The organism is Cytobacillus praedii, assembly GCF_001439605.1.
In the GTDB taxonomy this organism is placed as follows: domain Bacteria; phylum Bacillota; class Bacilli; order Bacillales; family Cytobacillaceae; genus Cytobacillus; species Cytobacillus praedii.
Window position 1 is genome coordinate 1 of record NZ_LMBX01000025.1, and the last position, 15606, is coordinate 15606.

14 protein-coding genes and 1 other annotated feature are annotated in these 15606 nt (G+C 39.7%); all 14 genes read left to right on the plus strand.

What is annotated here, in order from left to right; all coding sequences use genetic code 11:
* Positions 1–242 precede the first annotated feature (242 nt).
* Positions 243–704, plus strand: coding sequence for a CtsR family transcriptional regulator (locus tag ASU02_RS20545; RefSeq protein WP_057767148.1), 462 nt, complete (start codon positions 243–245; stop codon positions 702–704).
* A gap of 25 nt (positions 705–729) precedes the next feature.
* Positions 730–1278, plus strand: coding sequence for a UvrB/UvrC motif-containing protein (locus tag ASU02_RS20550; protein ID WP_057767150.1), 549 nt, complete (start codon positions 730–732; stop codon positions 1276–1278).
* A gap of 1 nt (position 1279) precedes the next feature.
* Positions 1280–2347 carry a protein arginine kinase gene (locus ASU02_RS20555; RefSeq protein ID WP_057767152.1) on the plus strand — a complete coding sequence of 356 codons (1068 nt, stop codon included), beginning with the start codon at positions 1280–1282 and terminating at the stop codon, positions 2345–2347.
* A 16-nt stretch (positions 2348–2363) separates the two neighbouring features.
* Positions 2364–4817 (plus strand): ATP-dependent protease ATP-binding subunit ClpC, encoded by a 2454-nt coding sequence (gene clpC / locus ASU02_RS20560; protein WP_057767154.1) that lies wholly within the window; start codon positions 2364–2366, stop codon positions 4815–4817.
* A gap of 389 nt (positions 4818–5206) precedes the next feature.
* Complete coding sequence (gene radA, locus ASU02_RS20565) at positions 5207–6586, plus strand: DNA repair protein RadA (RefSeq protein WP_057767155.1); 1380 nt, start codon at positions 5207–5209, stop codon at positions 6584–6586.
* 3 nt (positions 6587–6589) lie between these two features.
* A complete protein-coding gene (gene disA, locus ASU02_RS20570) occupies positions 6590–7663 on the plus strand; it encodes a DNA integrity scanning diadenylate cyclase DisA (RefSeq protein WP_057767157.1) in 1074 nt (357 codons plus the stop codon).
* A gap of 208 nt (positions 7664–7871) precedes the next feature.
* Positions 7872–8954, plus strand: coding sequence for a PIN/TRAM domain-containing protein (locus ASU02_RS20575; protein ID WP_057767159.1), 1083 nt, complete (start codon positions 7872–7874; stop codon positions 8952–8954).
* 21 nt (positions 8955–8975) lie between these two features.
* Complete coding sequence (gene ispD, locus ASU02_RS20580; RefSeq protein ID WP_057767161.1) at positions 8976–9665, plus strand: 2-C-methyl-D-erythritol 4-phosphate cytidylyltransferase; 690 nt, start codon at positions 8976–8978, stop codon at positions 9663–9665.
* Positions 9666–9690: 25 nt separating this feature from the next.
* Complete coding sequence (gene ispF / locus ASU02_RS20585; protein ID WP_057767163.1) at positions 9691–10170, plus strand: 2-C-methyl-D-erythritol 2,4-cyclodiphosphate synthase; 480 nt, start codon at positions 9691–9693, stop codon at positions 10168–10170.
* A gap of 76 nt (positions 10171–10246) precedes the next feature.
* Positions 10247–11704, plus strand: coding sequence for a glutamate--tRNA ligase (gene gltX, locus ASU02_RS20590; RefSeq protein WP_057767165.1), 1458 nt, complete (start codon positions 10247–10249; stop codon positions 11702–11704).
* Between the two features lie 42 nt (positions 11705–11746).
* Positions 11747–12001: a binding site (T-box leader), on the plus strand.
* 381 nt (positions 12002–12382) lie between these two features.
* Positions 12383–13051 (plus strand): serine O-acetyltransferase, encoded by a 669-nt coding sequence (gene cysE, locus ASU02_RS20595; protein WP_057767167.1) that lies wholly within the window; start codon positions 12383–12385, stop codon positions 13049–13051.
* Entirely contained in the window at positions 13032–14435 is a 1404-nt protein-coding gene (gene cysS / locus ASU02_RS20600; protein WP_057767169.1) for a cysteine--tRNA ligase, read from the plus strand. The genes cysE and cysS overlap by 20 nt, the downstream gene beginning before the upstream one ends.
* 4 nt (positions 14436–14439) lie before the next feature.
* A complete protein-coding gene (locus ASU02_RS20605; protein WP_057767171.1) occupies positions 14440–14865 on the plus strand; it encodes a Mini-ribonuclease 3 in 426 nt (141 codons plus the stop codon).
* Complete coding sequence (rlmB, locus tag ASU02_RS20610; RefSeq protein ID WP_057767173.1) at positions 14862–15605, plus strand: 23S rRNA (guanosine(2251)-2'-O)-methyltransferase RlmB; 744 nt, start codon at positions 14862–14864, stop codon at positions 15603–15605. The genes ASU02_RS20605 and rlmB overlap by 4 nt, the downstream gene beginning before the upstream one ends.
* The last annotated feature ends 1 nt before the right edge of the window (position 15606 follow it).

Genomic DNA, 15606 nt, shown 5'->3' on the forward strand with positions numbered 1-15606 from the left:
CTTCTCAGCGCCGATGGTAGTTAGGGGCTGTCCCCTTGTGAGAGTAGGACGTCGCTAGGCAAATGAAAAGAGCACCTGTTAAGGTGCTCTTTTTTGTTTGTTTTTTCCTCATTTTCACTTCATTCATAGGTTTGAGAAATAAAAAATGGGGGAAAATTATAATACTTGTTCATTGCAACGTCATATATACTTATGTATAATTAAAGTCAAATATAGTCAAAGTCAGATTGGGGGGAGGAGTAATGAGAAATATTTCGGATATCATTGAGAATTATTTGAAGCAGGTTTTAGAACTGAGTGAAAGAGAACTCGTTGAGATAAAACGCAGCGAAATTGCCGATAAATTCCAATGTGTACCATCCCAGATTAATTATGTCATCAATACAAGATTTACAATTGAAAAGGGTTATGTTGTTGAAAGCAAAAGGGGCGGCGGCGGATATATTCGAATAATGAAGGTTCAATCTTATGATCATGCTCATTTAATTGAACAAATACTATCTTTAATTCAAGGCAGGTTAACACAGAATAGTGCGGAAGATGTGATATTTCGTCTTGTGGAAGAGGAAATTATTACCAAAAGGGAAGCGAAAATTATGCTCAGTGTTATTGATCGATCTGTATTATATATTGATCTTCCTTATAGGGACGAACTCCGTGCAAGAATGTTAAGAGCGATGTTAACGACTTTAAAATATAAATAAAACAGCGAGCTGGAGAGGTGAAAACATGATATGCCAGGAATGTAATCAAAGGCCTGCAACGCTGCACTTTACAAAAATAGTAAATGCTGAAAAGGCTGAGTATCATTTATGCGAGAAATGTGCGCAGGAAAAGGGCGATATGTTCATGCTTAGCGGCCCAGCGGGTTTTTCCATTAATAATTTATTAGCTGGCTTATTGAATATGGATCCTACAGTGCAAAAAAAAGAACAGGATACATTCCAAGAGGAAAAGGTTTTGCAATGTGATCAATGCTCTATGACCTTTCAACAATTTATAAAAATAGGAAGATTTGGCTGTGCGCATTGTTACAAAGCTTTTGAGGAACAGCTTAAGCCAATAATTAGAAGACTGCACAGCGGAAACTCATCTCACATTGGGAAAATTCCGGCAAGAATTGGCGGCAGCCTGCATTTGAAAAAAAATATTGAGGAATTAAAGTATCAGTTAAAGGACTCAATTTCTAAAGAGGAGTTTGAAAGGGCCGCAGAAATAAGAGATGAGATACGATTGCTGGAAAGCCAATTAAATACAAATCTTGGGGGAGGGAAATAGCTTGTCTTTAGAACGTTTTATTAACCAAGCTGTCAGCTCCTGGATGAGTGCGGAAGGTCCAGATTCAGACATTATCTTAAGTTCGAGAATTAGGTTAGCACGTAATATTAGCCAATTTAAGTTTCCAATCCTTTTTTCTAATGACGAGGCCAAGTCAGTCATTCATAAGATAAAAGAAAGAGTAGATGACACATCTTTTACAAGGCTTGGAAATATGGAGCTATTGTTAATGGATGAACTTCAGCCGCTTCAAAAAAGAGTTCTCATGGAAAAACATCTTATTAGCCCATATTTAGCAGAAAACTCATCTTATGGTGCTTGTTTGCTCTCTGAAAATGAGGAATTGAGTATTATGATTAATGAAGAGGACCACATTCGAATTCAATGCTTATTCCCAGGTTTTCAACTTTTAGAGGCGCTGGAAGTGGCTAATGAGATTGATGATTGGCTGGAGGAGAAGGTCGATTATGCCTTTGATGAAAATATCGGTTATTTAACAAGCTGTCCGACGAATGTAGGGACTGGGTTACGAGCTTCAGTAATGATGCACCTGCCTGGACTTGTTTTAACCCAGCAAATTAATCGGATTATCCCGGCAATTAATCAATTGGGATTAGTTGTTAGAGGGATATATGGTGAAGGCAGCGAAGCTTTAGGAAACATCTTTCAGGTATCGAACCAGCTGACACTTGGAAAATCAGAAATAGATATAGTTGAGGATTTAAAGAGTGTAGTGAGTCAGCTTATTTCACAGGAAAGATCGGCAAGGGAAGCATTAGAGAAAACTTCAAACATACAATTAGAAGATAGAGTGTTTCGCTCTTTCGGGATCTTGTCCAATTCACGTATTATTGAATCAAAAGAAGCGGCAAGATGCTTATCAGATGTGCGTTTAGGTATTGATATGGGGTACTTAAGCAATATTTCAAAGAATATTTTAAATGAGCTTATGATTTTAACGCAGCCTGGATTTCTTCAACAATATGCCGGAGGGCCATTAAGACCTCATGAGCGGGATATCCGAAGGGCTTCCTTAATAAGAGAAAGATTAAAAATGGAGAATCAATAGATAGGAGGATACTGATATGATGTTCGGTCGCTTTACAGAAAGAGCCCAGAAGGTTTTGGCTTTAGCACAAGAGGAGGCCATTCGTTTAGGTCATAATAATATTGGTACAGAACATATTCTTCTAGGTCTTGTGCGAGAAGGGGATGGAATTGCAGCTAAAGCCCTTTATGCACTTGGACTTGGCTCGGATAAAATTCAAAACGAAGTGGAGAATTTAATTGGCAGGGGGCAGGAGACAACCCAAACGCCGCATTATACACCTAGAGCTAAAAAAGTAATTGAACTTTCAATGGATGAAGCGAGGAAATTAGGCCACTCCTATGTAGGGACTGAGCATATCCTCCTTGGGCTTATTCGTGAAGGTGAGGGAGTAGCTGCAAGAGTGCTTAATAACCTTGGGGTTAGTCTTAATAAAGCACGCCAGCAAGTCCTTCAGTTATTAGGAAGCAATGAATCAGGAAATCACCAGGGCGGATCATCAGCTAATGCTAATACACCTACGCTTGATGGGCTAGCAAGAGATTTAACAGCAATTGCTAAAGAAGGAAGCCTTGATCCTGTAATAGGCCGCAGTAAAGAGATTCAGCGTGTAATAGAGGTGTTGAGCCGCCGGACAAAGAATAATCCTGTGTTAATTGGTGAGCCTGGTGTTGGGAAAACAGCAATAGCAGAAGGACTGGCACAGCAAATTATTAATAATGAGGTCCCAGAGACTCTTCGTGATAAAAGGGTTATGACTCTTGATATGGGAACGGTTGTTGCTGGTACGAAATACCGAGGTGAATTTGAGGATCGTCTGAAAAAGGTAATGGATGAAATCAGGCAAGCAGGTAATATTATCTTATTTATTGACGAGTTGCACACATTAATTGGTGCAGGCGGAGCAGAGGGAGCAATTGATGCATCAAATATTTTAAAACCTTCACTTGCCCGTGGCGAATTGCAATGTATTGGGGCCACAACACTTGATGAATATCGTAAATATATTGAAAAAGATGCAGCATTAGAAAGACGTTTTCAGCCAATTACCGTTGATGAACCGACAGCTGATGAGTCTATACAAATTTTGCAGGGATTAAGAGACCGTTATGAAGCTCATCACCGAGTAACGATCACTGATGCAGCTATTGATGCGGCTGTTAAACTGTCTGATCGCTATATTTCTGATCGATTCCTGCCAGATAAGGCGATTGATCTTATCGATGAAGCAGGTTCGAAAGTGCGCCTTCGCTCTTACACGACACCGCCTAATCTAAAGGAACTAGAAGTAAAGCTAGAGGATGTTCGTAAAGAAAAGGATGCTGCGGTACAAAGCCAAGAATTTGAAAAAGCTGCCTCATTAAGAGATACGGAACAGCGCCTTCGTGAACAGCTTGAGGAGACAAAAAAATCTTGGAAAGAAAAACAAGGGAAAGAGAATAGTGAAGTAACTGTTGAAGATATCGCTAGTGTTGTTTCTAGCTGGACGGGTATCCCTGTTTCTAAACTAGCAGAAACAGAAACACAGAAGCTTCTAAATTTAGAAGAGATTCTTCATTCAAGATTGATTGGTCAAGAAGAAGCGGTGAAAGCAATCTCCAAAGCAGTTCGCCGAGCACGTGCTGGGTTAAAGGATCCAAAACGTCCGATTGGCTCATTTGTTTTCCTAGGTCCAACTGGGGTCGGAAAAACAGAGCTTGCACGAGCATTAGCAGAAGCGATGTTTGGTGATGAAGATGCAATGATCCGTATAGATATGTCTGAATACATGGAGAAGCACTCTACTTCAAGATTAGTAGGCTCTCCTCCTGGATATGTGGGATATGAAGAAGGCGGACAGTTAACTGAAAAGGTTCGAAGAAAGCCATATTCAGTTGTTCTGCTAGATGAAATTGAAAAGGCACATCCAGACGTTTTCAACATCCTTTTACAAGTATTAGAGGATGGACGCTTAACGGATTCGAAAGGAAGAACTGTCGACTTCCGTAATACGGTTTTAATTATGACTTCTAATGTTGGAGCAGAGGCTTTAAAACGCAACAAATATGTCGGATTCAATATTCAAGATGGCGAACAGGATTACAAGGATATGAAATCCAAGGTAATGGAGGAAATGAAAAAGGCGTTTCGTCCAGAGTTCGTCAATCGTATTGATGAAATTATTGTCTTCCATGCACTAGAGAGGAAGCATTTAAAAGAAATCGTTACATTAATGTCTGATCAATTGACTAAACGGTTAAAAGAGCAGGATATCGATATTGAATTAACAGATGCTGCGAAGGAGAAAATTTCTGTCGAAGGCTATGACCCTGAGTATGGAGCAAGACCGCTTCGCAGAGCGATTCAAAAACATATCGAGGATCGTTTGTCAGAAGAGCTGCTTAAAGGAACGGTACTAACAGGTCAAAAGGTTGTTATTGATGTCCGTGATGGAGAGTTTGTTGTAGAAACAGGGGGATCGGCTAACATTACGGCTACTTTACAAAAATAATGAATGAGATAAAAGAAGAAGGTGCACGTGGATAATCGTGTACCTTCTTTGTAATCGTCAAGGAAATCATATAATCGGATGTTGCGAGATGATTTTGTAACGAGTTAGCTATGATGAACTTCACAATGAACACTTCAGCATCATAAAAATCGCACGAGTAGCTCATAGGAGGAGCACCTAACCCTCTCCAAGTTACAAGTCAATCCTCCGAGAAAGGTAAACCTCTCCGTAAGGTTTGGGCCTGCCTTGTGCTTGTCGGGGGTGCCAAGGTGCTAGCGCAATTGTTCTTACTATGTGCGAAACAGCGTATAATATAATTCTGGGTATATTTCCAATGAAGAATTAGAACTAATAAGGTAAAGGATTGATTAGAGAGGGAGAATAAGGTTATGGCCAAAAGAAAAACAAAGTTTATGTGCCAGGAATGCGGGTATGAGTCACCAAAGTGGATGGGGAAATGTCCAGGCTGTGGCGAGTGGAATAAAATGGTCGAAGAAGTAGAGAAGCCTGCTGCCTCAAGAAGGGGAGCATTTGCCCATTCCGCAGGATCAACTGTACTCTCAAAGGCGACACCAATTAACTCTATTGAGACAGTAAGTGAGCCAAGGATCTATACAGATTTAAATGAACTTAATCGTGTGCTCGGAGGCGGAGTAGTTAGAGGGTCTCTTGTGCTGATCGGCGGTGATCCTGGAATCGGTAAATCTACGCTGCTCCTGCAGGTTTCATCTCAACTTGCTAATAAAAACCACTCTGTTTTGTATATATCTGGGGAAGAATCGATGCGTCAAACAAAATTAAGAGCGGATCGTTTAGGTGTTTCTTCAGATAATTTATTAGTCTACTCGGAGACAAGTCTTGAAGAAATCAGCAGGACGATCGATCAAGTGAATCCAAGCTTTGTAATTATTGATTCAATTCAAACAATCTTTCATCCAGAGGTTACTTCAGCACCTGGAAGTGTTTCTCAAGTAAGGGAGTGCACGGCTGAATTAATGAGAATTGGGAAGACAAAAGGAATTGCCATTTTCATAGTCGGGCATGTTACAAAGGAAGGCTCCATTGCCGGACCAAGATTATTAGAGCATATGGTAGATACTGTGCTTTATTTTGAGGGAGAACGCCATCATACATATCGTATTTTGCGAGCGGTAAAAAACAGATTTGGATCTACAAATGAAATGGGAATTTTTGAAATGAAGGAGTTTGGACTGGAAGAGGTAGAAAACCCGTCTGAAATATTCCTAGAAGAAAGATCCCAAGGTGCAGCAGGATCAACTGTTGTTGCATCAATGGAAGGAACACGTCCTGTTTTAGTGGAAATACAGGCGCTTATTTCCCCAACCAGTTTTGGGAACCCAAGAAGGATGGCAACGGGGATTGATCATAACCGTGTGCCGCTGCTAATGGCTGTACTGGAAAAAAGGGTTGGGATGCTCTTGCAGAACCAGGATGCTTATTTAAAGGTAGCTGGTGGAGTGAAGCTAGATGAGCCAGCCATCGATTTAGCCATTGCAGTCAGCATCGCATCCAGTTTTCGTGATAAGCCAACAAGGCCAACTGATTGTATCATTGGAGAAGTCGGATTAACTGGTGAAGTTAGAAGGGTATCAAGAATAGAGCAAAGGGTTCAAGAAGCAGCTAAGCTTGGCTTTGAAAGAGTTATTTTACCATCTAATAATCTTGGTGGCTGGAAGGGGCCAAAAGGTGTAGAACTTATAGGGGTAGGTTCTGTTAGTGAAGCACTAAAAGCAACATTAGGAGGATAAAGGATGGATATGAAAAAGCTTGGTGAAAAAACGATGAGTGATATCCTGCAGTTTATGGCTCCTGGGACGCCGATAAGAGAAGGAATTGATAATGTCCTTCGTGCAAACACCGGGGGATTAATCATTCTTGGGAATAAAGAAAAAATGACAAATATAGTTGATGGAGGATTTCAGATAAATTCTCCATTTTCGCCAAGCTATTTGTATGAATTAGCTAAAATGGATGGGGCAATTGTTCTGAATGAGGAAGGGAATAAGATATTAATTGCAAATGCTCAACTGGCACCCGATCCTAGCATCTCTTCCACTGAAACAGGGATGCGCCATCGGACTGCTGAAAGGGTTGCGAAACAAACAGGATCCCTTGTAATCGCTATTTCCCAGCGCAGAAATGTCATTACTCTTTATAAAGGGCATTTTCGTTATGCATTAAGGGATATTGGGGTAATTTTATCAAAAGCAAATGTTGCTCTCCAAACGCTAGAGAAATATAAGGTTGTATTAGAACAGAATATTGCTAATTTAAGTGTACTTGAGTTTGAAGAGCTGGTTACTTATTGTGATATCATCAATGTATTTCACAGTATTGAAATGGTATTGAGGATAAAGACTGAATTACTAGCTTATTTAAATGAATTGGGGATCGAAGGAAGGCTGATCCGTTTACAGATGAATGAGATTTTGCTGGATATTGAAAGAGAAGCAGAATTAATTATTAAGGACTATGCCTATTCTAAGGATGTACAAACGGGTGAACTATTTGATAAATTACAGGAATTATCTACTGGAAAAATCCTAGAGGATACCGTTATTTTGAAATTGCTAGGGTATAACGGATATATTCATACGGACGAATATAAATGCCCTCGCGGCTATCGTATACTTTCAAAAGTCCCGCGGCTGCCGCCAGTCATAATTGAGAATTTAATTGTTTATTTTAGTGAATTGCCTGCGATTGTTGCTGCCTCTGTAGAGGAATTGGACGAAGTAGAGGGAATCGGTGAGGTAAGGGCAAGGAAAATTAAAGAAGGCTTAAAATTAATTAAAAATCAGCTTTTTGCAGATCGGCAGTTATAAAGTGACTATTGAACTATAATAATCAGTGTGATACAATGTCTGTTTGTTTTATTTGACACTAGATTGCGAATGGTGCTACCCTTAGGCTGTGGCATTATCTATTTCGCTTATTTTATTTTAATATAATTTTATTTTTCGAGGAAATTTCCCTTTTCTTTAGGTTTCAATTTTTGGAATTTGTTAATAATGATTAAAAGGAGGTGAAGGAATGTTAAAACGTATTGTTCAAGCATGCTTCCTTATTATTGGGGTAACGCTTGGGATATTTTTGATTCCTGATTTATTAAGACTACTATCACTTGATAACATTACCATGTTAAATAATCCTTATATGTCCGCGGTGTTAGGTGCAATTATCTTTTATCTTATTTCTTTTTGGGCGGTTGATTATGTTGTTAACTTTGTAAAATGGGTAGAGGAATCGCTTGTAAGGGTACCGATAACCGATATTATTTTTGGAAGCATCGGCCTAGTATTTGGGCTGATTGTTGCCTTTTTGATTGGCTATGCATTAAATGCTATAGAAGTTCCTATTTTAAATACAGTTGCACCAATTGTGCTAACACTAATATTTGGTTATTTAGGGTTTCAGGTTGGTTTTAAAAAACGTGATGAGCTTCTTAATTTGTTCTCTAATCGAAAGAAAAAAGCAACCGAGGAGGAGCCTGAGGCACCTGCTAAGAATATCTTGAAAATATTAGACACAAGTGTCATTATTGATGGAAGAATTGCAGATATTTGCCAGACAGGATTCCTAGAGGGAACGATTGTTATCCCACAATTTGTCCTTGAAGAATTGCAGCATATTGCTGATTCATCTGATGTGTTAAAGCGCAATAGAGGACGAAGAGGGTTAGACATTTTGAATCGCATTCAAAAAGAGCTTGCCATAAAAGTAGAAATTTATGAAGGCGATTTTGAAGAGATTCAAGAAGTGGACAGTAAGCTTGTCAAGCTTGCAAAGATAACAAATGGTGTGGTCGTAACGAATGACTTTAACTTAAATAAAGTTTGTGAATTCCAAGGGGTCGCCGTCTTAAATATTAATGATTTGGCTAATGCTGTGAAGCCTGTCGTTCTTCCGGGAGAAGAGATGAAGGTTCAGGTCATTAAGGATGGGAAGGAACAAAATCAGGGTATTGCCTACCTAGATGATGGAACGATGATTGTTGTAGAAGATGGACGGGATTATATCGGCAAGCATATTGACGTTTTAGTAACAAGTGTCCTGCAAACCTCAGCTGGACGGATGATTTTTGCGAAGCCGAAACTATTAGAAAAGGCATTATAGAGAGATAGGGGTTTGTTTTTCATGGCTTATCAAGTCATTATACCTGCAGCCGGTCAAGGTAAGAGAATGGTCGCAGGGAAAAATAAAATTTTGCTAGAGGTTAACGGGTTACCTGTCTTTATTCATACTTTAAATGTTTTTCAGAAGGATGAATCTTGTAAGGGAATATTTCTTGCGATAAATCCGGAAGAGGAAAAGGCATTGAAAGAGATCCTTGACGAAAATCATATTACGAAGGTAGTTGCTTTTGTCCCAGGAGGAAAAGAAAGGCAGTATAGCATATATAATGTGTTAAAGCATGTAAGGCAAGAAGGGATCATCCTTGTCCATGATGCAGCACGGCCATTTATTGATAAGGAACTCATTCTTCCTTTAGTAGAAGCCGCCAATAAGAATGGAGCTGCCATTTTAGCAGTTCCTGTAAAGGATACCATAAAAAAAGCTGCTGGAAATATCGTTGCTGAAACGGTCGAACGTACGAGCTTGTGGGCTGTTCAAACCCCGCAGGCTTTTCGTTTTTCCATTTTGATGGATGCATATAAAAAAGCAGAGCAAGATAATTTTCTTGGAACGGATGATGCAAGTTTAGTAGAGCGTCTTGGCCAGGAAATTGTGATTGTGAAAGGAAATTATGACAATATTAAGCTGACGACGCCTGAAGACATGTATTTTGCCGAAGCGATCATCAGAAAAAGACAAGAGCGGCTGTAAAACTTTAGATAAAGGAGCAAATCAAATGTTTCGAATAGGACAAGGCTTTGATGTGCATCAATTAACAGAAGGACGTCCCCTAATCATTGGCGGAATTGAGATTCCATATGAAAAAGGCCTATTAGGCCATTCTGATGCGGATGTTTTATTGCATACAGTAGCTGATGCATGCTTAGGTGCAATCGGAGAAGGGGACATCGGCAGGCATTTTCCAGATACAGATCAAGCGTTTAAGGATGCGGACTCTGCAAAATTATTAGAGCACGTTTGGAAGCTTGTAAAAGAAAAGGGCTATGAGCTAGTTAATGCGGATTGTACAATCATTGCTCAGATGCCGAAAATGGCTCCCTATATTGAGCCAATGAGAGAACGGATCGCGCAATTACTAGAAACAGATAAAGAGAATATTAATGTGAAGGCAACGACAACTGAGAAGCTGGGTTTTGCTGGCCGAGGAGAAGGAATTGCTTCACAGGTAGCCGTGTTACTGCAAAAAAGAAAATAAAATGCCTCTTTATCACAGAAATTTAGGGTGCTAAAATAGAGGGTAGCTAGAAGATTATTTAGGAGGCAACAGTATTATGTCAAACGATATTCGCGTACGTTATGCCCCGAGTCCAACTGGACATTTACATATCGGTAATGCTCGTACGGCATTATTCAACTATTTATTTGCTCGTAATAAAGGCGGGAAATTTATTATCCGTATTGAAGATACTGATAAGAAGCGCAATATTGAAGGTGGAGAAGAAAGCCAGCTAAAATATCTGCAGTGGCTTGGCATTGATTGGGATGAAAGTGTTGATAAGGAAGGTGCATTCGGTCCGTATCGCCAATCAGAAAGAAATGATATTTATGAGAAATACTATAATGAGCTTCTTGATAAAGGGCACGCTTATAAATGCTACTGTACGGAAGAGGAAATTGAGGCAGAGCGTGAAGCACAGGTAGAAAAAGGCGAAACACCTGCTTATTCCGGAAAATGCCGTCATTTAACACCAGATGAACGAGCCAAATTAGAAGCGGAAGGCAGACAGCCAAGTATTCGTTTCTTAGTTCCAAAAGGAAAAGTGTTTACTTTTACTGATATGGTCAAAGGAAATGTTTCTTTTGAAGCAGATGGTATTGGCGACCATGTAATTGTGAAAAAGGATGGAACACCGACATATAACTTTGCGGTAACAATAGATGATCACTTAATGGAGATCTCCCATGTTTTAAGAGGGGATGACCATATTTCCAATACGCCGAAGCAATTAATGATTTATGAAGCACTTGGCTGGGAAGCTCCAACATTCGGCCACATGACATTGATTGTGAATGAAAGCCGTAAAAAGCTAAGTAAGCGTGACGAGTCTATCATTCAATTTATTGAGCAGTATGAAGAGCTTGGGTATTTACCGGAAGCGCTTTTTAACTTTATTGCCCTTCTTGGATGGTCACCATCAGGTGAAGAGGAGCTTTTCACAAAAGAAGAATTTATTAATATCTTTGATGCGGACCGATTATCTAAATCACCAGCTCTTTTTGATAAACAGAAGCTGACATGGATGAATAATCAGTATGTGAAAAAGTTAGATATCGATCGCCTTGTTTCGATCGCCTTGCCGCATCTTGTGAAGGCAGGCCGAGTAAGTGAGAAACGAACAGAAGCAGAAGAACAATGGGTGCGAGGCTTGATTGCACTATATCAAGAAAAGATGAGCTATGGAGCTGAAATTGTTGAATTAACCGAAATTTTCTTTGCTGAAGAGACTGTTTTGGATGAAGAGGCGAAAGCGGTTATTAATGAAGAACAGGTGCCTGAGCTGCTTGCTGCTTTCTTAAATGAAATCGAACAGTTAAATGATTTTAAGGCGGAAGAAATTAAAGCTGCAATGAAAGCTGTACAAAAGGCGACTGGTCATAAAGGAAAGAAACTCTTTATGCCGATACGTGTAGCAATCACTGGGCAGACACATGGACCAGATCTTCCTCAAGCTATTGAGCTTTTTGGGAAAGAAAAAGTAAAAACTAGATTAATGAGCATTTTGGGTTAACATATTGCTTAAAATGTAATATAGTAATAAGTAATTCAATAAATGAAAGTGTAGAAGAGGAAAAGTAAGGATCATGATGCTTTTTAGAGAGAACCATCACCGGCTGAAAGTGGTTTAAGCCCCTCATTGTTCTGAAGTGCCCCTCTGAGTCTTGTTTCGAACATTCAAGCTGCCTAAGCGTAAGCGAGGGGCTAGGCTTCTTTAAGTAGAAATGAGCGGAACTCCATCCGTTAACAGGTTAAAGTTGAGACTAGTATAGTCTAAACAGAGTGGAACCGCGCATAAAGCGTCTCTGTCCTATGTGACAGAGGCGCTTTTTATTTTTTTAAATAAGAAGTGTAACTTTGGGTTTATCAAACTTTGGGTCTCTTCCCTGCGATAAATCAAGCATGAACGCGCTATCACTCATCGTGTTTCTTAAATTTCAGTCATTAAAAGGCGACTGTCTGGTCCAGACACGCATAAGGTGGAATGCTATTTTGCTTATTGCCACACAGTAAGTACAGCTAAACAAAAGAGGGGCAAGGAGCAGATAGAATTGGGATCCATCCAGTTTGACGGCATGACCAAGACGTTTTGGCATTTCTTTTTAGGAAATATAAAATTTCCCGGAAAATATTATTTGAATAAAACTATTTTGATGATAATTATTATGAATCTAAAGGGAGGGGAGTTAGGATGTTTAAGAGGATGAAGGAAGATATTGAGGTTGTATTTGAACAGGATCCCGCAGCGAGGAGTTATTTGGAAGTAATATTAACGTATTCTGGACTTCATGCTATCTGGGCACATCGCATCGCTCACGCTCTGTTCAAAAGAAAGCTTTTCTTCCTAGCGAGAGCCATCTCACAAATCAGTCGTTTTTTTACGGGAATTGAAATTCATCCGGGTGCAAAAATAGGCAGGAGATTTTTCATTGACCATGGCATGGGTGTGGTAATCGGGGAAACGTGTGAGATTGGTGACAATGTCACCGTTTTTCAAGGGGTAACACTAGGAGGGACTGGAAAGGAAAAGGGCAAACGCCATCCGACAATTAAAGATAATGCCCTTATTGCAACTGGGGCCAAGGTACTTGGTTCCATAACAATTGGAGAAAATTCAAAGGTAGGTGCTGGTTCTGTAGTCCTACATGAAGTACCCCCTAATTCAACAGTTGTCGGCATTCCTGGCCGAGTGAAAGTTCAGGATGGGGTAAAAATAAGTAAAGACTTAAATCATTGTGATCTGCCTGATCCGATTGCTGATCGGTTTAAAGAAATGGAAAATGAGCTAGCTTCATTAAAAAGCGAAATCGAAAGTTTAAGGAAAGAAAGGAGTCAAGTTAATGACCATTCATATTTATAATACGTTAACAAGAAAGAAAGAGCCTTTTATCCCTTTAGAAGAAGGGAAGGTAAAAATGTATGTGTGCGGGCCGACCGTATATAATTATATTCATATAGGAAATGCCCGTCCGCCAATTGTATTTGATACAGTTAGAAGGTATTTTGAATATAGGGGATATGATATTAAATACATTTCCAACTTTACGGATGTTGATGATAAATTAATCCGCGCTGCAAGAGAGCTTGGCGAAGATGTGCCCACGATTGCTGAGCGTTTTATCGATGCTTTTTTCGAAGATGTTTCCGCACTAGGCTGCAAACGTGCTGATGCCCATCCGAGGGTAACAGAAAGTATGGACATTATTATTGAGTTTATAGAAACTTTGATTGAAAAGGGATTTGCCTATGAATCTGAAGGGGATGTGTATTTCCATACTCGTAAATTCGATGGTTATGGCAAGCTATCTCATCAATCAATCGACGAACTCCGATCTGGTGCACGTATTGCCGTAGGGGAGAAAAAAGATGATGCGCTTGATTTTGCTCTTTGGAAGGCAGCGAAAGAGGGCGAGATTTATTGGGATAGTCCATGGGGCAAAGGGAGACCTGGCTGGCATATAGAATGCTCGGCAATGGCAAAGAAATATTTAGGCGAAACCATTGATATTCATGCAGGTGGGCAGGATTTGGCATTCCCGCATCATGAGAATGAAATTGCGCAATCAGAAGCAGTAAATGGGAAGACGTTTGCTCGTTACTGGATGCATAATGGATATATCAATATTGATAATGAAAAAATGTCAAAGTCACTTGGTAATTTCGTGCTAGTACATGACATTATCAAAAATCATGATCCACAGGTACTTAGATTCTTTATGCTATCCGTTCATTACCGTAATCCGATTAATTATAGTGAAGAATTATTAGAGAGTACAAAAGCATCCTTGGAACGAATTAAAACATCTTACCAGAATTTAAAACATCGACAAGAAGCGAGTGCGAATCTTACAGACAACAATGAAGAGTGGATAGTGAAAATCGATTCTTTACATGAAGAATTCATTAAGGCTATGGATGATGATTTTAATACCGCGAATGGAATTTCCGTTTTGTTTGAGCTTTCAAAATTAGCTAATTATTATTTGATGGAGAAAAATACGTCAGTCCAAGTAATAGCTGCTTTTACAAAGGAATTTGAAGAGCTTTTCCACGTTCTAGGTCTTTCATTAGATTTCCCGAAAGAAGAATTGTTGGATGAGGAAATAGATCAAATGATTGAACAGCGCAATCAAGCAAGGAAGGAACGAAATTTCCAATTAGCCGATGAAATTCGTGAGAAGCTGAAGGAAATGAATATCATTCTAGAAGATACACCGCAAGGGATTCGATGGAAAAGAGGCTAAACGAATGCTTCACTATGATAATAAAATTGATGAAAAACAGCTAAACAGTCTCGCCCTAGCTTATATGGGCGATGCTGTTTTTGAGATATATGTACGCAGGCATCTGCTTCAAAATGGAAAGGTTCGGCCAAATCAGCTTCATAGGGAAGCAACCCATTATGTGTCAGCAAAAGCACAATCACAAATTGTTCATCAATTTATCGATTCTGGCTTTCTGACGGAAGAAGAATTGGCTGTTGTTAAAAGAGGAAGAAATGCCAAATCAGGTACAGTTCCAAAAAATACGGATGTTCAAACATATAGGTACAGTACTGCTTTTGAATCGCTTATAGGCAATTTATACTTATCGGATCAACAAGAGAGGCTCGAGGAAATAATTGTGGCTGCTTTTCAAATGGTCGAAGATAAGGAAGGAGGAACAGTGAAATGAACGAAGATATCATTATGGGGAAAAACCCCGTTATTGAAGCGCTTAAATCAGGCAGAGATATTAATAAAATCTTAATTGCTGAAGGTTCTCAAGGCGGACAAATGCAGCAAGTAATCGGATTAGCAAAAGCATCAAATGTGTTTGTTCAATTTGTTCCAAAGAAAAAACTAGATCAGATAGCAGAAGGAAATCATCAGGGAGTTATCGCGCAAGTCGCCGCTTATCAATATGCAGAACTTGACGATTTGTTTCATGCAGCTGAAAAGAAAAATGAAGCCCCGTTCTTTTTATTATTGGATGAAATTGAGGACCCGCATAATTTAGGGTCAATTATGAGAACCGCTGATGCGGTAGGAGCTCACGGAATAATTATTCCCAAAAGAAGAGCTGTCGGTTTAACTGCTACAGTTGCAAAGGCATCTACAGGGGCAATTGAGCATATTCCTGTAGTCCGGGTGACAAATATGGCAAGGACAATTGATGAACTAAAAGAAAAAGGTGTATGGATTGCCGGAACAGATGCGAAGGGCCGAGAGGATTACCGGCAGTTTGATGGAACATTGCCCTTAGGCTTAGTGATAGGCAGTGAAGGCAAAGGGATGGGGCGCCTCATTCGTGATAAATGTGACTTTCTTATCCATTTACCAATGTCAGGACATGTAACCTCCTTGAATGCATCTGTTGCTGCAGCACTCCTCATGTATGAGGTCCACAGGAAACGACACCCTCTAGAGGGATAAA